This window comes from Bacteroides sp. An51A, assembly GCF_002161565.1.
GTDB lineage: Bacteria > Bacteroidota > Bacteroidia > Bacteroidales > Bacteroidaceae > Phocaeicola > Phocaeicola intestinalis.
In genome coordinates this window covers 237,488-258,405 of record NZ_NFIC01000005.1, presented here as the reverse complement: position 1 = coordinate 258,405, position 20,918 = coordinate 237,488, and the positions used below count along the sequence as shown (strand labels likewise).

The window sequence follows — 20,918 nt, the reverse complement described above, 5'->3', positions numbered from 1 at the left end:
TACCATTAGATAATTATGAAACTGAAATATATTACAACATCCTTACTTGCAGCTGGTTTATTTTCTTTTACAAGCTGCGTAAACGATCTTGACGTATTCCCGTTGGATCCCAATGTGGTAACTTCCAATGTTGCATACGACAGTGCTGAAAGCTATACGATGGCTTTAAATAAAATCTATTCAGTATGGGCGCTATCCGGACAAAACGGTGCAGGCGATTCTGACATTGCCGGACTGGACCCCGGTAATACGGTATTGCTCCGCTGCTGGTTTACCCTGCAGACTACCCCTACTGACGAAACCAAGAACGCATGGCCTGATGCTTGGGTTTCTTCCATGAACTCCATTACATGGACTACGGCACAAGTTGAACCTATTGAAGGAGCTTACCAGCGCGCCATGTACATTGTAGCTTTGGTGAACGACTTCATGAAGAACATCGGCAACGCACCCACTGAAATCAATCAAGCCCAATATGCAGCCGAAGCCCGTTTCTGTCGTGCATTGGCATATTATTCATTGATGGATTTATTTGGACGTCCGCCTTTCATCACTGAATCCAACTATTCATTGACACCCACACAGTTATCACGTGCTGAATTATTCAATTGGATTGAAAGTGAATTGATTGCCATCTATGATGCTTTACCAGTGAAAGCTGATTATGGACGCGCTGGAAAAGCAGCGGTAGACGCTTTGTTATCCCGCATGTACCTCAATGCAGAAGTGTACACCGGTACAGAACGTTATACCGACTGCATCACCCGTTGTAATAATGTAATCAATGCAGGCTATAGCCTTGCCGATAACTATGCCGAACTCTTCATGGCAGACAACGGTGAGAACCCAGCGGCTAATAAGGAAATCATCTTCCCCATTATGGCAGACGGCGAAACCGCACAATCATACGGCATCGGAGCGATTATCCTTGGAACACGAGGAAGTGCCCAAGGTGCAGAAAGCGGCATTAGTGGCGGATGGGCAGGATTCCGCGGTACAGGCAATTTGGTGCGTGTATTCGAGTTCCCCAGCAGCGATGAATCTACTTGGACTGCCGACAACATCACCGACAAGCGAGGCATATTCTACAGCGAAGGAAAAAGTGTAGATATTACCACATCGAACCTTACTTTTGATACGCAGGGATGGTCTGTGTTCAAGTTCACCAACCTTGACAGTAACGGGAATCCAGGCAAGAACGCCACCTTCCCCGACACTGACTTCCCTTTCTTCCGCTTGGGTGAAATCTACCTGAACTATGCCGAAGCCGTAGCACGTGGCGGACAAGGTGGAAATTTAGAAACGGCTGTAGGATATATCAATGCCCTTCGCCTACGAGGCGGAGCTTCTACTATTGGCAGCAGTTGGCTGACCGCTAACGCCAATGTGGGTGGCACTAGTACCAGTGTACAATACGGCAACTTGTTGAATGAACGTCAACGCGAAATGTACTTCGAATGTACACGCCGTACAGATCTTATCCGTTATGGATTATTTACTTCGAATAACTATTTGTGGGTTGAAAAAGGAGGGACACCGACTGGTGTAGGCGTAGACAACCATTACAATCTTTATCCTATTCCAACCACAGATTTGAGCGTCAACGCTAGTCTGACACAAAATGAGGGTTATTAATTTACCGTTTAACTTTAAAGTAGAACAGAACATGAAAAAGCTACTCAACTATATATCTGTATTAGGAATAGCCCTAGCTTTCACCGCTTGTGAAAACGACTTGGAAAAAGTTACCTACAATGTGGAAAGCACAAAAGCTGCCGTTTTGGCTACTCCTGCAACAACCAGCTATGTACTGGAATCACGCTATTCGGAAAATACGGCGTTTACCTTGGAATGGACAGCACCAGACTTTGGATATGATGCCATTGTCACTACAACCATTGATTTTGACTTAGCGGGTAATGATTTTGCTAATGCCATACAATTAGCATCTGTATCAACCGCTACATCACAAGAAATAACCATAGGTACCCTAAATGCTAACATTCTCACATTGCTACGTACATACGGCATTGAAGAAGATTTTAGCGCACGCGATTTTGAAATCCGTTTGTCATCTTCTATTTCTGAAGCTGCAAACCCACTTCTTTCAAATGTACTGACGCTAAATATCACCCCATACAGTGCCGACATCCAATACCCTGAAGTGTACGCCGTCGGTGATTACAGCGGATGGGGATGGGATACCGCACAATCACTCTTCAGTTTCAGTGAGGATGCTGTTAACTTTGAAGGCATCATCGACTTTGGAGAAAACAAAGGCAAAGGCTTCAAGCTGACAGGAGACACTAATTGGGATAATGGAAACTGGGGACTTGACGGAAGTGCGGCTGCACCCGAAGCCGAAGCACCCAGCATACAACTGATTAACGATGGAGGATCGGGAAATATCGCTTGCTATAGCCACCGCTACTACCGCTTCCAGTTCAATAACTCAACGCTGTTGCTGACCAACAACCTCAGCTTCGATGCCTTGTTCTTGGTAGGCAGCGCGTCAGGGCTGACTTGGGATACATCCAAACCCGAAAATGAAATGCAATTCGATCCGGAACGCCAACGTTTCTATATTGACTACACATTTGCGGCAAACGATGAAATCAAATTTCTGACCGACAACGGTACATGGTTCGGAGGTACAAGCGACGGTGGATTGAACACGCAAGACAATATTAAGATCGCTACTGCGGGCAGCTATCGTATCTACGTTAACTTGAACAACTCAAGCAACATGACCTACGAACTTAATGATGAAGATTACGGAGCAGAATGATGAGCCGTTAAATGGCATATTCCGAATATTACTCAAAAAGTAATAGTTAAACTTACACTCAAGACAAAGCCCCCGGCTGCAAAGAGCGGTTCGGGGGCTTTTGTTATCCAGAAATGCGTATCTTTTCTCTAAAAAATGTTTTCTTTATCCTGCCAGTGTAGAATCTTACAAATTTGTATTATCCATATATGACATCTGTCATACGTAACAGGCAAGTGAGCATTTTTCCCCACATGCAGTGTGGGTTGTGTCCAATATAGCATCAATCCAAATGCATAATTTCATATCGCGCAAAGGATAACAACAAATTTCTGCATCCAATTTTCCCAAAAACTGGATGCCTTTTCGTACCTTTGCACAGCAAACACCTCGAATTATGAGAAAAGCAATCTTTTTATTAACCCTGATAGCCTGCAGCATCGCCTGCACGGGCAATCGCAAAACGAACAAATTTATGACAAACGGAGACGAAACTTTGGTATGTCTGGAAACCACAATGGGCGACATTACCGTAAAGCTATACAATGAAACCCCGAAACACCGCGACAATTTCATCAAGCTGGTGAAAGAGGGCGTGTATGACGGCACACTATTCCACCGCGTTATCAAAAACTTCATGATTCAGGCAGGAGACCCCACCAGCAAAACCGCCAATGATACGGCTTCATTGGGAAGCGGAGACGTGGGTTACACTATACCGGCCGAATTTGTCGACACACGCTACCACAAGCGTGGTGCACTGGCTGCCGCACGCCAGCCCGACAACGTCAATCCTGAACGCGCCTCATCGGGATGCCAATTTTATATCGTGACAGGTAACGTGTTCAGTGAAGACCAGCTTATCCAAATGGAAAAAAACATCAACCAAGGACGTCTGGACACCATCTTCCAGAACCTCGCCCGCAAGCACATGAAGGAAATCTACAAGATGCGCAAGGCTAACGATATGGCTGGCCTGCTTGCCCTTCAGGATACCTTGGAAGCGCAAGCCAAGGCACAACAACTGCAAGAAGGTATCCGCAGATTCACCCCCGAACAAATCAAGATTTACACAACAGAAGGCGGAGCACCCCATTTGGATGGCGACTATACCGTATTTGGTGAAGTAGTGGAAGGAATGGATGCCGTGGCACGAATTGAGGCAGCCAAAACCAACAAGGCAGACCGCCCGACGGAAAACATCCGTATCACCAAAGCAAGCATTATTAATTAATGAAGAATGAGGAATGAAGAATTTTCCATGCGGGCGAAGCGGTTCTTCATTCTTCATTCTTAATTCTTCACTTATATGATAAAGGTAAACCATTATACATTGGAAAACGGACTGCGTATTGTGCATAACGAAAACCGCTCCACCCAAATGGTAGCGCTCAATATCCTGTACAATGTAGGGTCGCGTGACGAAGACCCCGACCATACAGGATTCGCACATCTGTTCGAACACCTGATGTTCGGAGGTTCAGCAAACATCCCCGACTACGACACTCCCGTACAAAATGCCGGAGGCGAAAACAACGCCTGGACCAATACCGACATCACCAACTACTACATTACACTCCCCTACCAGAACGTAGAGACCGGCTTTTGGCTGGAGAGCGACCGTATGCTGAGCCTAGACTTCAGTCCTCAAAGCCTGGAAGTGCAACGGCAAGTGGTAATAGAAGAATTCAAACAGCGCAACCTGAACCAGCCTTATGGAGATGCCTCACACCTGCTTCGCGAAATGGCTTATCAGGATCATCCTTACCGCTGGCCCACCATCGGGAAAGAAATCAGCCATATCGCCAATGCCACACTGGAAGAAGTGAAAGACTTTTTCTACCGTTTTTATGCGCCAAACAACGCCATCTTATCCGTAACAGGGCACATCCCGTTTGAAGACACCGTACGTCTGGCACAAAAATGGTTCGGTCCCATCCCGGCACGCAAAATACCCGAACGCCACTTACCCACCGAACGGAAGCAAACCTCCGTCCGCCGGCTTACCGTAACGCGCAAAGTACCTATCGATGCCCTATATATGGCATTCCATATATGCAACCGGTTCCAACCCGAATATTACGTGTACGACCTCATCACCGACCTCTTGTCGAACGGCAGGTCATCGCGTTTTATCCAAAACCTGGTACAGGAAAAGAAACTTTTCGCATCCATTGATGCCTACATATCAGGAAGCCTTGACGAAGGATTGCTGCACATTACCGGCAAGCCTGCCGCAGGCATATCTCTGGAAGAAGCCGAAAAAGCCGTGTGGGAAGAACTGGACAAACTGAAAACGCCATCCGTCTCTGAAGCTGAGCTGGAAAAAGTGAAAAACCGCTACGAAAGCGAACAGATATTCAACAACCTGAATTACCTGAACGTAGCCACCAACCTGGCTTATTTCGAACTGATAGGCAAGGCAGAAGACATCAACCGCGAAGTAGACAAGTACCGGGCCATCACCACCGGACAAGTACAGGAAACTGCCCGGAAAACATTCGTGCCCGAAAATTGCAGCATTCTTTATTATAAAGCAAAAAACACATGAACACACACTACCGTGCCCTGCTTGGCTTAGGGCTTCCCATCGTTATCGGCCAGATAGGCGTCATTGTGCTGGGCTTTGCCGACACAATTATGGTGGGACACCATAGCTCGGTAGAGCTTGCCGCCGCCAGTTTTGTCAATAATATGTTCAATCTTGCCATCATCTTCAGCACCGGGTTTGCTTACGGACTAACACCGGTGGTGGGACGGCTTTTCGGAGAAAAAAAAACATTCGAGACCGGACAAGTGCTAAAAAACAGCCTGCTGGCAAATACCGTGCTGGCGGCACTGGTATGTGCCCTGCTACTGGCACTCTACCTCAATCTTGACCGGCTGGGACAACCCGACGAACTGATTCCCTATATGCGTCCGTACTTTATGGTGCTGTTCGTCTCATTGCCGTTCGTGCTGTGGTTCAATGCCTTCAAACAATTCTCCGATGGTATCACCGACACGAAAGTGTCAATGTGGATCCTGCTGGGCGGAAACCTGCTGAACATCATCGGCAACTATATTCTCATCTATGGCAAACTGGGGCTTCCTGAAATGGGACTGACCGGTGCCGGACTTTCCACCCTCATCTCCCGCATCCTGATGGTAGTGGCATACGTGGTTTTGTTTTTCTTCACCAACCGCTACCAGCATTTCCGCAAAGGTTTCTCCACAGGCAAGATCAATCGGGCCGACTTCACTCTGCTCAACCGGCTGGGATGGCCCATTGCTGCACAGATGGGTATGGAAACGGCCTCTTTCAGCCTCAGTGCCATTATGGTGGGCTGGCTGGGAAGTACCGAACTTGCCACTTACCAAGTAATGATAGCCGTGTCGCAAATCTGCTTTATGATGTATTATGGCATGGGAGCAGCCGTATCAGTACGCATCAGCAATTTCTTGGGGCAACATGATTTTTACAACGTGAACCGTACGGCTAATACAGGTTTCCATATCATTCTGGTAATGATAATCTGTACCTCCGTACCCATCTATCTGCTACGTCACCATATCGGCGGATGGTTTACCGATGATGCCTCTGTCAGCCTGATGGTGGCACAAGTCATTGTGCCATTCCTGCTCTACCAGTTCGGCGACGGACTTCAAATCAACTTCGCCAATGCCCTGCGAGGGATAGCCGATGTACGTCCAATGATGTTGTTCTCTTTCATTGCCTACTTTGTCATCTCACTCCCCCTTGGCTATATCTTCGGATTTACCCTCAATTGGGGCATCACGGGTATCTGGATGGCATTCCCGTTCGGACTCACCAGTGCAGGAATCATGTACTACCTCCGCTTCCGATATAAAGTAAAGACACTGGGCAATACCCGTTATTAATTGTAAGCGATGTGAATCAGGAGTTAAAAGCCTAGAGTCTTGCTGATGAAACCGGTGCAAAAGGGTATCGGCACCTGACTACAACTTGATGTTAATTGCTAATTGTTAATTATTAATTGATAATTGTTAATTACAAAAATGTTTTCCACTTCCACTAAAATAGCATTCGGATTTATCCTGCTGACCGCCCTGCTTTTCGGTGCTATCGGCTACATCTACCGCCAAATGAACTTACTTACTGCCCCTACAGGCATTGAGGAAACCATCAGTGCACGCCGGAAAACAACCCATCAGATAGTAACCAAGCTCTACGATGCCGAGATTATCGGACAGACACTGCGCGCAGGCAGCCTGGACGAATATCCGCGCTACAGAAAAACAATGAAAGAAACCGGCGTACTCATCGACTCACTCCGCAACCTGCTGACCGACACCCTCCAGCAAGCACGTCTGGACACCGTAAGCTTACTTCTGAAACAAAAAGAATGGAACATGTTGCGCGTACTGGAAGTAATACGCGAAAGCCCTACCGATGAACTTTACCGCCAGCAGATAGACAGCCTCATCCTGCAACAAGACTCTATCCTGAGCGGCACACATGTGCAGCGCCGTATCGTAACACACCGCAATACCTACACCATCCATCATAAACCCAAGAAATTCTTCCGCCGGCTAGCCGACCTCTTTGCTCCGGGAAAGCCCGACTCTACCCAAGTGAACAACGTTGTGCAAGAGGTATATACCGATACCATCGATGAAGCATACAATCCTGTCGATACCATCGCCAGTATGCTCACCACCATTCAACACAAGGTGTTCCAAAGCCGGCAAGAACAACAACGCACCCTTGACGTACGCATCAACCAGCTCCGCATAGCCGGAAACATGCTAAGCAAACGGGTAAACCAATTACTGGATACCATTGAAGCCGATGAACAGGCAGCCATGGAGCGCCGCGTAATGCACGAACACGACATCCGCCAGCAAGCCGCACATACAATGGCTACCATAGCCATCCTTGCCGTACTGTTGGCACTGGTGTTTTTCATCATCATCTGGCGCGACATCACCCGAAGCAACCACTATCGTCACGAACTGGAAAAATCGAAGCAATATGCCGAAAACCTCCTTCTGGCACGCGAAAAACTGATGCTCACCATTACACACGACATCAAGGCACCCGCCGGTTCCATTATCGGATACATAGACCTGCTCATCCGCCTGGTGAACGACCGGCGCCAGCTGTTCTACCTGCACAATATGCAAAACTCGGCACGCCACCTGCTCGACCTTGTCACATCCTTGCTCGATTACCACCGGCTGGAAGCAGGCAAAATGGACCTGCATCCTGTCAGCTTCAATCCTCACGAACTGTTCGATAATATTTACCACAGCTTTTTACCTATTGCCGAAAAAAAACAACTTGCTTTCATATTCGATGAACATGTAACTCCATCCCTGAACCTGGAAGGTGACCCCTTCCGTATCCGGCAAATAGCAGAAAACCTGCTGTCGAACGCGCTGAAATTCACAGAAAAAGGTTCTATTACCCTAAGCATCAGCTATAGAAATAACTCTTTCCAGTTCAGTGTGAAAGATACTGGATGCGGTATGACTTCCGAAGAACAGGCACGCATATTCCATGAATTCACCCGCCTGCGCAGCGCACAAGGGCAGGAAGGTTTCGGACTAGGCCTGTCCATTACACGCAAACTGGTGGAACTGCTGAAGGGAGACATCCACATCCAGAGCAGCCCCGGAAAGGGCAGCGTGTTCCACATATCGTTTCCCCTTCCCCTAGCCCAGACAATACGTCCGGAAACGACCGACCCCATCAGACTACATGCCGACAGGCAGGCACACATCCTGCTTATCGACGACGATCGTATCCAGCTGAATCTCACCGAAGCTATGTTCCGCAACCTCTTCGCACACCTTCCAGCAAGCCAAATCCCTTTCATACACTGCTGTACCCGTCCCGAAGAATTGTTCCGCCTGCTACAGTCGGAACCTGTCGACCTCATCCTGACCGATATCCAGATGCCAGTCATGAACGGTTTCGAACTGCTGAAGGAAATACGTAAGCAAGACACACCACAAGCACACACCGTGCCCGTTATCGCCATCACTGCACGAAGCGACATGAGCGAAACGGACTTCCACACGCAAGGATTTGCAGGATGTCTTTACAAACCTTTCAACCAACAGGAACTGCTGAAGATATGCCAGCACACGCTGCATACCGACTGGCAAACCACTCCGGTTCCGACCAAACAATTGCCCGACACATCTATAGAAAAACGGTTCAACTTCAACCCTCTGACTGCTTTCTCGGAAGATGATCCCGAGGCTGCCCGCCAAATTATGAACACCTTTCTTACCGAAACACAGAAAAACCGCGAACACATCCTACAAATACTGGAAAACGGCACCGTACGCCAGTTGGGTGAAATTGCCCATAAAATGCTGCCCACTTTCACAATGATAGAAGCCCGGCATGCACTCCCTTCGTTACTATGGTTGGAAACACACCGTGGAGATACCACCTGGAGCGAAGAAACGCGCACACATGCCGACAACCTATTGAAGTGTATCGATGAAGTGATGGAAGAAGCAAAACGGTTTACAACATGAGAAAACTGTTTCAGAGGCAGAAGATGGAATATTTCCCAATGAATCCGCAAACAGCCAATTTGGCAAAATGAGGATATTCTTTAAAAGAATAATATATAAAATTCACCACAGAAGGCACACAGAGTCTTTTCTATTTACGAGTTGACAATTTACTATTCCGACATGAAATCGTACATCGTAAAATCGGATAACAGCAAACAGATATTCCCCAGTGTCCTCTCCTGTGGTGAATTGTTTTATCATTTACCGCAAAGATATACTTTTTAAGCCATAATCAAACTATCCGGCAAGAATAATCACCCACCTGCCTACAGTTTCATCTGCTTCAGCCTCATCAATGCTTCAATGTAATAATAATCGGCATAGATGATTGCCGCATCGATTTCGGAATGACTCGGATAATTTCCGGTGGAATGCAACAGGAAAGCCGGCTTGCTTTTCCCGCTACGGTATTTGTCCGAACTCAGGCTTTCCAGCATACAGACTGCAGCCTTCTTGTATTCCTGCCCCTTTTCCGGTGATACATATCCGGATAATTCAAGCAATGCCGAAGCTACTACACAGGCAGCCGAAGCATCGCGGGGCGCGTATGGAATGGCAGGGTCATTAAAATCCCAATAAGGAACATAATCATCGGGCAAATGTTCCAGATACACGTCTGCCACCTTTTGCACGAAATCGAGGAAACGCGGCTCTTTCGTTTCGCGATATACCACCGTATAGCCATAAATAGCCCATGCCTGCCCACGTGCCCACATGCTGTTATCGTCATATCCCTGATGGGTGACTCCCTTGACAAACTCGCCCGTCAAGGTATCATATACAGCCACGTGATACGATGTATAGTCGGGACGGAAATGATATTTCATCGTGGTATCGGCGTGGGACACCGCCATATCATACAGCTTTTTATCGCCTCCGTTCTTTGCCGCCCAAAACAACATCTCCAGGTTTATCATATTGTCCATTATGGTATTATGCCCACCAAACATGGCTACATTACGGGGCCACGAAAGCATGGTACCCACCTTCGGATTGAACAATGCCGAAAGGGCTTCGGCACTGCGCAAGATAGCTTGCCGATAAGATTCATTACGTGTCAGGCGGTAGCCGTTCCCATAACTGCAAAACATCAGGAATCCCAAATCGTGGTCGTATGCAGGCTCATAGGTGAGATATTCTAACGAAGCGGTAAACTTCTCTGCCTCCTGCCGGATGGCAGGGTCGTTCGTATACTCATAATCATACCACAGGATACCAGGCCAGAAGCCGGCACACCACTCATCCTTTGTCACTTTGCTGCAGTACCAATGCGAGGCACTGTCGGCTATGTTCCGGGGCATCATCGTATAATCTACTCCCCCGTCGCGTTGAGCCAGCTCGTCTAACGTGCGGCGCACCTGAGCATCACAATATGCCAATGCTTCGTCTGCATCAAACCGCCCGGACACATCGCCAGATTTTGTATCTGCACAAGCCGTCAGACAAACTAACCCGATTCCAATCAACCAATTTCTTGTTTTCATATTTTCCTTCTATTGTATGTTATAATAATTGTCCTTGATAAGATTCCACTTTTCTGTCATCCTGGTCCGACACGGGAACCAGGCGAACCGCCGCCCCTCCGCGTGGCTTCAAGGCAAAGCGCAACGCCTGTTTGCCATCAACCAACCATTCGGAACATTTCACTTGCGTACGTGTGCCCGTCTCTTCTCCACCGTCGGCATACACATAGGCAATGTATGTCTGCCCTTCATCAAGAAAAGACAAGTCAATCTGCCGGGAAGAAGCTTCGTTGTTACCCAACAGCCCTACGAACCAAGTCTTTCCGCTGCGGCGGGCTATGCTCACATACTTGCCCGGCTCTCCTCCCAAGACTTTCGTGTCATCAAACACCGTCTGCAACTGCTCGAACCACGTTATTTCGGGTTCGCCTCCATAGAACGAAGGCTTATCATACCAGAACAGTGTCTGCAACGGGCTGTAAAATACCAGCGATGCAGCCAATTGATGAGCGTGGGTGGTTTTCAGACGCTTGTCGTAATAACAGATGGTATAGTCTGCCGCCCCGTTTATCATACGGGTAAAAGGCAGAATGGTATTATGCGTGGCATCGGGAAACTCCTCGTTGCCATGGATGCCTTCCTGCGTCAGCAAGTTGGGATAGGTACGACTGAAACCCGACGGACGGAACTCGTCGTGGATATTTATCATCAGCCGGTTCTCGGCAGCATAGCGTACCATGTCGTGTAACCATACCGCCCAACGGTGGGAAGCATATTGCACAAAACCCGACTTCACGCCCACTACGCCCCATTTGCGCAGCAGCGGGAACAGCTCACGCATCTGCTTCTGCAAGGCGTGCTGGTTGACGTAAAGCCATACCCCTACACCTTTCTTCTTCCCGTATGCTATCACCTTGGGCAAGTCGAGTTTGGACACCACCTGCGTGGCATCTCCGTCGAATGAAGTACAGGGCATATACCATTGCCAGTCGAACAACATATAAGGAATCTTGTGCGCCGCGCAAAAATCAATTGTCTCCATTGCCCCAGCCGTGGTAAGCGTGGTCTCGCGCATAATCTTGCCGGGCTTTATCCACGAGACATCGGCTATCTCGCACGGCGGGTTCAGATTTTGGATGATATCGTTATGCTCCAGCAATTCACCGGGCTTGTCCGCCACCATAATCACTTTCCACGGCGAAGCGAAGTAGGTCACGGCATCCACCGGACTGTACATCACCGACGTCAAGGTATTCGGCTTCTCCTGAGAGGCGAGGAACTTGGTCAGGCACCAGTCGTCTACATCGGCATCAGCCAATGCCATCCACGTTCCGCCGGGAAGTTCCAGCGTCAATGCACGCTCCACCGGCTGTTTGAGCGCATTTACATCCACGTGCTCGAACGGAGCCTGCGCCCACTGCTCCGCCCATGCCTTCGTGCCTTCGGGCAGCGTATATTCTGTCAAGTCACCCACGACCTTATGGAAGATGGCCTGCGGATGCTCAGGGAAGAAATAGCGGAAGGCGATGCCCTCATCATACGCACGTACCTCGATGTTCATCCGGTAACCCGAACCGTCCTTGCGCGACAGGTACAGCGTACCGCTATTGTGGCGGTCGCGCACCGTGCCCCGTTCGCCATATAGCGGATGCCATGTCTCGTCACAACTCCCGTACGACACCGAGTCAGCCTCCATCGTATCCACCCAGCAGTCGGGCTGGGGAAGGCTGCGCTTGCCCAACGCCATCTCCCATACCCGGTTGTCCAACTCCAGTCCTGCACGCGACGGACCAATCACCTTTTCACCTTTATAATACACTTGATAACAAAGCACATTCGCCCCCGACGCCGAACGCGACATGTAGAACTCGACCTGCTGCATCCCGTCGGGCGACTTCACTTCCAATTTCTCCTGTGCGGCAGCGTACATCGAAACGCCCGCCACACACATCATTATTCCTGCTACAAAATGTTTCATACGAATTTAGTCTTTTTGTTAAGGAATACGAACGAACAGGCAAAACCACTCAACCAAAACGCAATTATTTTTCATCCGGACGAATTTTTCTGCAAATCTGTTGGCTAAACGCAAGAAATCCATACCTTTGCCCCCAAAGAAACAAACCTACTTAATATAAAAAACCTATGAACAAGATTGTACTTCTGACGGCAACGGCTCTGGGAGCCTGCCTGTGGGGATGCGGAAATCCCCAAACGGTCACCGTGACCGTAACCAACCCGCTCGATGCCGAACGCACGGGCGAAATGATAGAAGTGCCCGCCGCACAAGTGTTCCAATCGCTGAACCTGCCCGACACGGCACACATCATCGTCTGCAACGCACAAACCCAAGAAATCCCTTACCAGCTTACCCACGACGGAAAACTGATATTCCCCGTATCGGTATCGGCAAAAGGAACCGAAGCATATACCATCCGGCAAGGGACACCGGCTGAAACCGACACCGTAGCATACGGAAGGCATTACCCCGAACGTCTGGACGACATAGCCTGGGAAAACGACCGCGCCGCCTACCGTGCCTACGGACCCGCCCTGCAACAGAAAGGCGAACAGGCATACGGCTACGACGTGTTCACCAAGAACACCGGCCGCCTGGTAGTGGAAGACCGCTACGCAATGGAACTGGACACCGCGGCCTGGGCAAAAATCAACGCCCTGCGCAAGGCTGGCAAAAAACAGGAAGCCGACGAACTGGTACGTCAAATCTCCTACCACGTAGACCACGGCAACGGAATGGACTGCTATGCCGTAGGCCCCACACTGGGCGGAGGCACCTCGGCACTGATGCCCGACTCTGCCATCGTCTATCCGTATTGTTATAAAGAATATGAAATTCTGGACAACGGTCCGTTGCGCTTCACCGTGAAACTTACCTTCAACCCACTGGTAATAGGCAATGACTCGGACGTAGTGGAAACCCGCATCATCCGGCTCGACAAAGGCTCGCAGCTGAACCAGACTACCGTGACGTATGCCAACCTGAGCCAACCCACACCTGTGGCAGGAGGAATCGTGCTCCATGCCGCCAATGCCGAAGGCTATGCCCACAACGCACAGGAGGGATATATCGCCTACGCCGACCCTACCACCGAACCTCAATCGGACAACGGCATCGTCTACGTAGGTGCCGTATTCCCCGATACGACGGTGCAGACCAAAGTGCAGCTCTTCGACAAGCCCGCGGGCGATGCGTTGGGACACGTATTAGGAATCTGTACCTACCGTCCCGGCGACACCTTCACCTATTACTGGGGTTCGGGCTGGAGCAAATACGGCTTCGACACGGATGAATCGTGGACCGATTACCTGAAAGCCTATGCAAAACAGGTGCGCCACCCGCTGCAAGTGACCGTAAAGTAAGCTTTCCGGCACCTTGAAAAACATGTAAAATGCAATTCAGAGGTCTGAAACAGGCTTTGCAGACGTGCAAAATCCATTTCAGACCTCTGAATTTGACTTTGCACCACTTGCAAAGTCTGTTTTAGACCTCTAAAATCCATTTTGCACCGCTTCGAAAGCCGATTTAGACCTCTGAAAACCATTTTGCAAGTGGTGCAAAGCCTGTTTCAGACCTCTAAATTCCATTTTGCATCACTTCGAAGGTGCCAGTAGGACGAATTGTTTTGAAACGCAGATTTTCGCAGATTTGATTCACATTGAAATTTATAATCTGCGAAAATCCGCGTGAATCTGCGTTTCTTCATCATGCCGCTTCATTTATACGTTTACCTATTCTTTTATGTCCCAATACACCACGTAACGCTGGCGGTGCACATCGTAAAGGGGCAACACCGTCACGCCGTCTGCCGTGCGGAAGCGCAAACCGTCCTCCGAAATCCGCTGCACGCTGTTTTCGGGATGCCCGGCATCCCACTTCAAGCCGGTGGGCAACCCTTCGGGGATATGGTAATCGTAGGTGTAATAGTCGTTATACTTCGATGGGTCCGAATCGGGGGCAGGCGGCAGCATTCCTTCCGTACCCAAAGCTCCGGCAAGCACCACCGGTCCGTAGAGCAGGGCGGCACGGCGAGGATTATCGGGCGCAGCCTCCAACGTCAGGTGCATCGGATAGGTCGCTTCGATGCGGTCGCCATCCTTCCACTCCCGTTCTATCGCGATATACGAGCCGGGCTGCTGGCGTACCTTCACCCGCTTGCCATTAACACGGACTTGCACATCTCTGCTCCATGAAGGATAGCGCAGGCGGAACGTAGTGCGCACCGCTCTACCGGCTCGGCAGTCTGTACCTTTCCGGCGATGCCGTATTGCCAAGCCACTACGGTAACCTTTATCGGGAATCTGCTGCGAGGAGGTATCGGTGTAAAACGCAATTCATTGCCGCTTACTTCGGCGGGTCCCTCCTTTACGTAATAACGGACAGGCAACCCACAATCGGATTCCGCATGCAAAACGAGACGTTCCGTGCCATGCCGGACATCATTCAAGCTGGGAAACAATATGCTTTGCCTCTTCCCCTCTGTTATCCGAAGAGGAACTTTCATCTCCAACTCCTGCACCACACCTTTATATACTTTATCCCCCGGATGACTTGCGACCAATGTAATGCTTCCGCTCCTCCGTGGATTATCCATCCCTATCCGGCTAAAACTGAGCACAAACGTTGTATCGTCCACTTTCTCAACCGGACCACACACACAATCTATACGAATAGCACCTGCGGCATGTTCATCAGTCCTAACGCTGCGCGTACTGTCTGTAAAACAAGTCTGCAAATGAAAAGTCACCCCGTCCGCTTCAGGAGAAAAAGGCACAGATATACGTACATGGGCTTTCGAATCATACTTCACCAACCCGCCCTTTTGTCTGATGCCGATGTATTGCATCCGCTTCCCCAGATGCTTGCGGTAACGGGATTCGGTAAGCTCTGCCATTTCTTCATCGAAATACCAAAACGCATCGTGAGTATCGCCTTTATAATCCGAATAGGGAGCTGGTTTCGGACGCTTGCCTTCCACCGGACTCCAACGGGAAGCCAGCCAGCCTGCCCGTACATTTACCGGCTTCAGCTTACCCGAAGCCTCATCCAGCCGATGCTCCATCGCTTTTCCGATAAACAATGCGATATATGCTGCCGTCTCGTCCGCCACATCGAAATGTCCCCTGCCCGTATCGCACAAGAAAGAGATACAACTTTCGGGATACATCATGCGGAAAGCCAATGCCGGATTGACCCGTGCTTCCCACCATTCGTATTCACCTTCAATCATCAGCCCCGGAATACCATCGATGTTCCGCGTGCGTCCCCACTCCAGATTTGCTCTCCCGTATCCAGTCAGATTGGTGCGCGGAGCATCGCCATGTAAGGAAATGACAGCCAATGTCCGCTCCGGATTCCATGCGGCAAAGTTCCATGGGAAAGTAGCTTGCGCCGAGTGCCCTATCGGCACAATCGGCACGTCAACCAGTTCCGTATATCCGCTCACTTCCGCCAAGTCGGCAAGCATCTTGTCGAAAACTTCCTGTACACCGGTTGTCACATCCCACCGCTGGTCTAATTCAGGCGTAATCCATATCAAGGCAATTCCTAACCGCCCCATCGCCTCACGAAATGCAGAAAGATGAAACAACGTTTCTTCCGACATATTCTGTTGTCCCACCATTACCGCCTTCACCCGTTCGCACGCAGGAGGTATCCACAGGAACGCTTCCTGCGGTTCCCCTGTTTCTCTTGACACGCATCCTTTCACCTTTACCGACCATTGCCATTCGGCGGCGGAAAGAACAGTTCCACACAACAAACATATTAAACATACAATACCTAATTTTCTCATTCTACTCTATTTTTTATATTTCACATCCAACAAACCATTCTGATAATTCACATGCATTGCTTCGCCGTTCACAATCAAGCGGGAAGGACGTTTTCCCGAACGGAAAGACGCATTTACATAAGGTTGTCCGTCTATCCATAAGTTCAAATCTCCACCGGCTGCCTTTTGTACAAAAAACAACTTAGAAAGTGAAGCAAAATACGAAACCCCATCACGGCGCAATGCACTGCCATAAGCCAGGAACAGTTCATCCGCCTCAGTAGGATTATCTCCCTCCGGATAAGACACGGCAAACATATAGGCATCGGTTACCCAACCATCCGCTTCTATCCACGAATTGCTATGCATCAACCGTCCGTCTGCCAACTGGTTGATGTAAATGTCCGTCACTTTTCCTTTATTTCGGATACGAAGTCCAATCCAGCCTTTTCCTTCCCTTCGCTCCATAACCGGAAGTTCTTTTTGAGCCACACTGTCTTTCAAGATGATAGCCGTCACTCCTTTAATCCGGTCAAACTTCCCGGGTAAATGAAACGAATAATAAGTTTCCGTCCCTTTCAAATCTTCGGTAGGAGCAGAAATGGCTTCCCAATATAAATCTTCCGGATAATCGTGTACAAAATCAGACAATGCCAACAAACAGGGATAAAGCGGGCGTATCACCACCGATGCATCTCCTTGGGTAACCGTAACATCCGCACCCTTCTTCTTCCAAGCACCACCCGGATGCCATAACCATTCAAACTCACCGTAATCGTGTGTCTTCAGGTCATCTATGATATACACTACGTCATCCATCCACAAGAAATGGCGGAAGTTCCGGCTAAACTTATCAGATCAACCTAAAGCATTCGTCAAACAGTTCCACTGTACGTTCCCTACGTATCTCCGTCCGCATATCCAGTCCGTTCGATGAGACAAAACCGTTCGTCAGGTCAGGCATTTCCGGATTAACCCGCTTACGTACCAAATTAAGTGATTTTGCCAAATCGGCATCACTTATCTCATTATCACGTTCAAATACAGCCTCCGCATAGTTCAGCAACACTTCCGCATAACGGATAATCGGATAATCATACCCTTCTTTACCTGTTGCCACTCCATCGCGTTCACAACACCATTTTTGAGGAAAATACCCTGTTCCTGTAGCAGGAGAGAAGTTCTTGAATGCAGCATTGGCTATCTCTTCCGCACTTCCCGTCCAATCTATCCGTCCGCCTCCTGTACTCCAATAATTCCGTCCTGGAACCATCAACGTATTCTGCATACGGTTATCACGCCCTTCGTATTCCGTATCCATTTCGCTATAGTTCCAAGTCTCAGGATCAATGGGCAACCCGTTGCTTTGCAAATACATATTCGCCATTTTCCGGGTAACATACAACGCATTTCCCAATCGTCCTTGTGTTATATTGAATCCTATCGGATTAATTACACCATCATGCCTACGGGTAAAGATATATTCTTTATTAGCACTTTTCGTAATTCCTGCCGGATTGGATTTTTCATTTTCAAGGATAAACAAATACTTGTATGCCCAAATACCTAATTCACCTGGCTTAAACAATTCAAATGTCCCACTGTTTATCACTTCATTGGCAGCCTGTGCAGCCATATCCAATAATTGGCGCGACCGTTCCGTATTCTGTCCGTTGCCTTCATGAAACTTCTGCCACGTCCCTTCGTAAAGAGCCACCCTTGAAAGGAAAGCATAAGCCGCTTCACTGGATACTCTTCCTTCGTCTGAAGAAGCAATCTCCTTAAAAGCCGGGAAGAGCTTCTGCAGCTTCCTGCAAATCTTGTATGATAAAATCTATTACTTCTCCCCTTGGATTACGCTCCTGTTGCATTTCCGGATCTGTTACATCCAACGGCTTTCTCACTATTATCACATTACCGTAAATCTGCACCAAATCAAAAAAACAGTAAGCCCTGAAGAATTTAGCCTCTGCCACATAAGTCTTTATGTCCTCGGGTGTGGCATACGATTCAGCCTGTTCCAAAAGAATATTTGCCTGACGGATACGGTTGTAATTGTCGGTATAGTTTTTATCCGATGAAGGTACCGTATTTGTTCCGTTACTATAAAGATCCAGCACCAATCCGGTCTGTATGTCCGAACGTCCGTCACTGTGTGCACTTCCGTCTAATTGACGGAAATCGCGTGTCCATCCGTAAAATTGCGTGGAAAATAGTTTGAATTGATCCGGAGTTTGCCAATAATTCGTATCAGCCAGTTGTGTTTTCGGATCGAAATCCAAGCAAGAGGGAAAAGCCAATGCTGCAACAATCCCCAAGATGATATGTAACTTCATTTTTTTCATTGTGTCAATTATTTAAAATGTTGCATTAATACCTACTGTAAATGTTCTGTTAAACGGATATCGGTCTTTGCCTGAAATTTCCCGAGTAGCTTCCGGATCCCAACCGTCGTGAATGTATGTCTTTTCCCAAATGTCCGCCCCAGCCACATAGACTCTCAGGTTGGTCATGAAATTGCCCATCTTGTTCAGTACAGACTTAGGCAAAGTATATCCCAATACAATATCTTTCAAACGCAGATAAACACCATTATCGACCGACCAAGTAGACGCGATATAATTATAATTAGAGTTTATGTAATTTAGATTTGTTATATATCGCGCATACGCGTACCTTTGCAACATGAATTACCACGACCATAAAGACAACAGCAAAAGTTTCCGTGCCTTGACGGGAGTTAGCCATGAACAGTTTTGTGCGCTTCTCCCTTATTTCGAGGCTGCGCATGAGGACTATTTGTCCGAGTATGAAATGACCGGGGAACGCCGTAGCGGAAAACGCCGCAGTCCTTCCATCTACAAGAACAGCCCCCTTCCCAGCATATCCGACCGCCTGTTCTTCATTTTGGTTTATTTGAAAAACAACCCGTTGCAGGAATATCATGCGGCCTGTTTCGGAATGAACCAGAAGCACTGCAACATATTCATCCATTGCCTGACTAAAATCCTTCGTCTGTCCCTTAAAGCGAAAGGTCTTGTCCCCGCAGAAACCGACAAGGAGCTTGCCGAACGGCTGGCGGAACTTTCCAAGGAGGGGGACAAGCCGGTGCTTCTTCATGACGGGACGGAACGGGAGATTCCCCGTCCGGCAGACCGGGACATGCAAAAGGAGCGTTACAGCGGCAAGAAAAAACGGCACACGGTCAAGAACGCCGTCATTGTAACGATGGCTTGTCTGGTCATATTTGTCAGTCAGACCGTTTCGGGCAAGACCCACGACAAGAAGATGGCTGACACAATGTATTCTTTTCCTGTGCCTTGCACCTTGTATCAAGATACGGGATACCAAGGCTATGAGCCTGAGGGGGTGGAAATCATACAGCCGGTCAAGAAGCCCAAAGGGAAAGAGCTTTCCAGGCAGGACAAGGAATACAACAAGAAAGTTTCCGCCATCAGGGTGCGTATAGAACATGTCATAGGAAGCGCGAAAGTCATGCGCATCGTCAAAGACGAGTGCAGGCTCAGGGCAAACAACTTTGTAGAAAACATCTTTTCCACATGTATGGCACTGCATAATCTCAGAATTAAAATCAACCCTTGGAACTATCATAACTAATTTACATAAACTCTATTTTATTGTCTCTTGTTTTATACTTTCAAATCCATCCGTTCTTGAATTTCCCCGTTTACAAGTCCCTGTCATGCCCCAACTAAAAAACTTACCAACTAAAAAACTCAAAAACTTACAAACTCATATACATTGGCGGATGAACTCGCGCACCTCCTTGCGACTGATGAAGAGATGATTCTCCACCGTACGCTTCGACAGGTTCAACTCCTCCGCTATATCGTCTGCCGGCTTATCCTGAAAACGGCTCATTATATATACCTTGCGGCGCTGTTCCGGAAGCGCGGAAACCCGTTGGCTTTCCAACCTCCGAAGTTCGTCCGCCACTATCCGGCTTTCAGGCTCCACGGTAGTGACCGGGAGCGTATCATATAAATACCTATCGATTTCCTGCCTTTTATAATAACGACGCAGGTAGTCGTTCAAAAGATTACGCACAATAGTAAAAAGAAAATACTTCAGCGTGTCACGGCGGATCATCATCCGATATTCAAGCAATCGTAGAAAAGCATCCTGAATCAGGTCTTCCGCATCGCTCCTGTTCTCGATGCGCCGGCAAATATAGAAGAAGACGGATTGGCGGTATTCTTCATAATATTCGGTTATCAACCGGTCAGATAGTTTAATACGGTTTTCCATGCCATTAGTGTTTTGGTTTTATGATTACGCTGCAAATGTAAAGAGGAAATAAGAAATACAAAACTTTTT

General features: G+C 48.4%; 13 protein-coding genes and 4 pseudogenes. 8 read left to right on the top strand and 9 right to left on the bottom strand.

The window, feature by feature from the left end:
* Window positions 1–15 precede the first annotated feature (15 nt).
* The 6 genes from B5G04_RS11560 (at window position 16) to B5G04_RS11535 (ending at window position 9,283) form a co-directional block, all read left to right on the top strand.
* Window positions 16–1,635: a RagB/SusD family nutrient uptake outer membrane protein gene (locus B5G04_RS11560; protein WP_087397254.1), complete on the top strand. Its 1,620-nt coding sequence runs from the start codon at window positions 16–18 to the stop codon at window positions 1,633–1,635.
* Window positions 1,636–1,666: 31 nt separating this feature from the next.
* Window positions 1,667–2,788: a SusE domain-containing protein gene (locus B5G04_RS11555; RefSeq protein WP_158100098.1), complete on the top strand. Its 1,122-nt coding sequence runs from the start codon at window positions 1,667–1,669 to the stop codon at window positions 2,786–2,788.
* Window positions 2,789–3,242: 454 nt separating this feature from the next.
* The gene (locus B5G04_RS11550; protein WP_239414092.1) at window positions 3,243–4,001 is read left to right on the top strand and encodes a peptidylprolyl isomerase; all 759 of its coding nucleotides are present in this window, start codon (window positions 3,243–3,245) and stop codon (window positions 3,999–4,001) included.
* Between the two features lie 75 nt (window positions 4,002–4,076).
* Complete coding sequence (locus B5G04_RS11545; RefSeq protein WP_022040068.1) at window positions 4,077–5,318, top strand: pitrilysin family protein; 1,242 nt, start codon at window positions 4,077–4,079, stop codon at window positions 5,316–5,318.
* Window positions 5,315–6,649: an MATE family efflux transporter gene (locus B5G04_RS11540; protein ID WP_087397252.1), complete on the top strand. Its 1,335-nt coding sequence runs from the start codon at window positions 5,315–5,317 to the stop codon at window positions 6,647–6,649. The genes B5G04_RS11545 and B5G04_RS11540 overlap by 4 nt, the downstream gene beginning before the upstream one ends.
* Window positions 6,650–6,787: 138 nt before the next feature.
* Window positions 6,788–9,283, top strand: a complete 2,496-nt coding sequence (locus B5G04_RS11535) for a hybrid sensor histidine kinase/response regulator (RefSeq protein WP_087397250.1) — start codon at window positions 6,788–6,790, stop codon at window positions 9,281–9,283.
* 308 nt (window positions 9,284–9,591) lie between these two features.
* On the opposite strand, the gene B5G04_RS11530 is transcribed toward B5G04_RS11535, so the two are convergent.
* Window positions 9,592–10,809 (bottom strand): glycoside hydrolase family 88 protein, encoded by a 1,218-nt coding sequence (locus B5G04_RS11530; protein WP_087208637.1) that lies wholly within the window; start codon window positions 10,807–10,809, stop codon window positions 9,592–9,594.
* A gap of 19 nt (window positions 10,810–10,828) precedes the next feature.
* A complete protein-coding gene (locus B5G04_RS11525; protein WP_087397248.1) occupies window positions 10,829–12,766 on the bottom strand; it encodes a glycoside hydrolase family 97 protein in 1,938 nt (645 codons plus the stop codon).
* 167 nt (window positions 12,767–12,933) lie between these two features.
* Here B5G04_RS11525 and B5G04_RS11520 point away from each other — a divergent pair, with 167 nt between their 5' ends.
* Window positions 12,934–14,169, top strand: a complete 1,236-nt coding sequence (locus tag B5G04_RS11520) for a DUF4861 domain-containing protein (RefSeq protein ID WP_087397246.1) — start codon at window positions 12,934–12,936, stop codon at window positions 14,167–14,169.
* Window positions 14,170–14,538: 369 nt separating this feature from the next.
* Here B5G04_RS11520 and B5G04_RS11515 read toward each other — a convergent pair.
* The 6 genes and pseudogenes from B5G04_RS11515 to B5G04_RS11500 form a co-directional block, all read right to left on the bottom strand.
* A pseudogene (locus B5G04_RS11515) lies at window positions 14,539–15,030 on the bottom strand (glycoside hydrolase family 127 protein); the annotation flags it as partial.
* A complete protein-coding gene (locus B5G04_RS19360) occupies window positions 14,955–16,601 on the bottom strand; it encodes a hypothetical protein (protein ID WP_239414089.1) in 1,647 nt (548 codons plus the stop codon). The pseudogene B5G04_RS11515 and the gene B5G04_RS19360, both read right to left, overlap by 76 nt.
* 6 nt (window positions 16,602–16,607) lie before the next feature.
* Window positions 16,608–17,480, bottom strand: a pseudogene (locus B5G04_RS11510) (heparinase); the annotation flags it as partial.
* A gap of 22 nt (window positions 17,481–17,502) precedes the next feature.
* Window positions 17,503–18,216 (bottom strand): annotated as a pseudogene (locus B5G04_RS20535) (RagB/SusD family nutrient uptake outer membrane protein); the annotation flags it as partial.
* Between the two features lie 145 nt (window positions 18,217–18,361).
* Window positions 18,362–18,925, bottom strand: coding sequence for a RagB/SusD family nutrient uptake outer membrane protein (locus B5G04_RS20530; protein WP_239414088.1), 564 nt, complete (start codon window positions 18,923–18,925; stop codon window positions 18,362–18,364).
* A 12-nt stretch (window positions 18,926–18,937) separates the two neighbouring features.
* A pseudogene (locus B5G04_RS11500) lies at window positions 18,938–19,240 on the bottom strand (hypothetical protein); the annotation flags it as partial.
* A gap of 25 nt (window positions 19,241–19,265) precedes the next feature.
* Here B5G04_RS11500 and B5G04_RS11495 point away from each other — a divergent pair.
* Complete coding sequence (locus tag B5G04_RS11495) at window positions 19,266–20,198, top strand: transposase family protein (protein ID WP_087395870.1); 933 nt, start codon at window positions 19,266–19,268, stop codon at window positions 20,196–20,198.
* Between the two features lie 135 nt (window positions 20,199–20,333).
* Here B5G04_RS11495 and B5G04_RS11490 read toward each other — a convergent pair whose 3' ends face one another.
* The gene (locus tag B5G04_RS11490; protein WP_087397242.1) at window positions 20,334–20,849 is read right to left on the bottom strand and encodes a sigma-70 family RNA polymerase sigma factor; all 516 of its coding nucleotides are present in this window, start codon (window positions 20,847–20,849) and stop codon (window positions 20,334–20,336) included.
* Window positions 20,850–20,918: the final 69 nt, after the last annotated feature.

What these genes read in the sequence shown, in the direction of transcription:
- B5G04_RS11560 (WP_087397254.1), top strand. Translation starts at nt 16, where the DNA reads ATGAAACTGAAATATATTACAACATCCTTACTTGCAGCTGGTTTATTT.
- B5G04_RS11555 (WP_158100098.1), top strand. Translation starts at nt 1,667, where the DNA reads ATGAAAAAGCTACTCAACTATATATCTGTATTAGGAATAGCCCTAGCT.
- B5G04_RS11550 (WP_239414092.1), top strand. Translation starts at nt 3,243, where the DNA reads ATGACAAACGGAGACGAAACTTTGGTATGTCTGGAAACCACAATGGGC.
- B5G04_RS11545 (WP_022040068.1), top strand. Translation starts at nt 4,077, where the DNA reads ATGATAAAGGTAAACCATTATACATTGGAAAACGGACTGCGTATTGTG.
- B5G04_RS11540 (WP_087397252.1), top strand. Translation starts at nt 5,315, where the DNA reads ATGAACACACACTACCGTGCCCTGCTTGGCTTAGGGCTTCCCATCGTT.
- B5G04_RS11535 (WP_087397250.1), top strand. Translation starts at nt 6,788, where the DNA reads ATGTTTTCCACTTCCACTAAAATAGCATTCGGATTTATCCTGCTGACC.
- B5G04_RS11530 (WP_087208637.1), bottom strand. Translation starts at nt 10,809, where the DNA reads ATGAAAACAAGAAATTGGTTGATTGGAATCGGGTTAGTTTGTCTGACG.
- B5G04_RS11525 (WP_087397248.1), bottom strand. Translation starts at nt 12,766, where the DNA reads ATGAAACATTTTGTAGCAGGAATAATGATGTGTGTGGCGGGCGTTTCG.
- B5G04_RS11520 (WP_087397246.1), top strand. Translation starts at nt 12,934, where the DNA reads ATGAACAAGATTGTACTTCTGACGGCAACGGCTCTGGGAGCCTGCCTG.
- B5G04_RS19360 (WP_239414089.1), bottom strand. Translation starts at nt 16,601, where the DNA reads ATGAGAAAATTAGGTATTGTATGTTTAATATGTTTGTTGTGTGGAACT.
- B5G04_RS20530 (WP_239414088.1), bottom strand. Translation starts at nt 18,925, where the DNA reads ATGAAAAAAATGAAGTTACATATCATCTTGGGGATTGTTGCAGCATTG.
- B5G04_RS11495 (WP_087395870.1), top strand. Translation starts at nt 19,266, where the DNA reads ATGAATTACCACGACCATAAAGACAACAGCAAAAGTTTCCGTGCCTTG.
- B5G04_RS11490 (WP_087397242.1), bottom strand. Translation starts at nt 20,849, where the DNA reads ATGGAAAACCGTATTAAACTATCTGACCGGTTGATAACCGAATATTAT.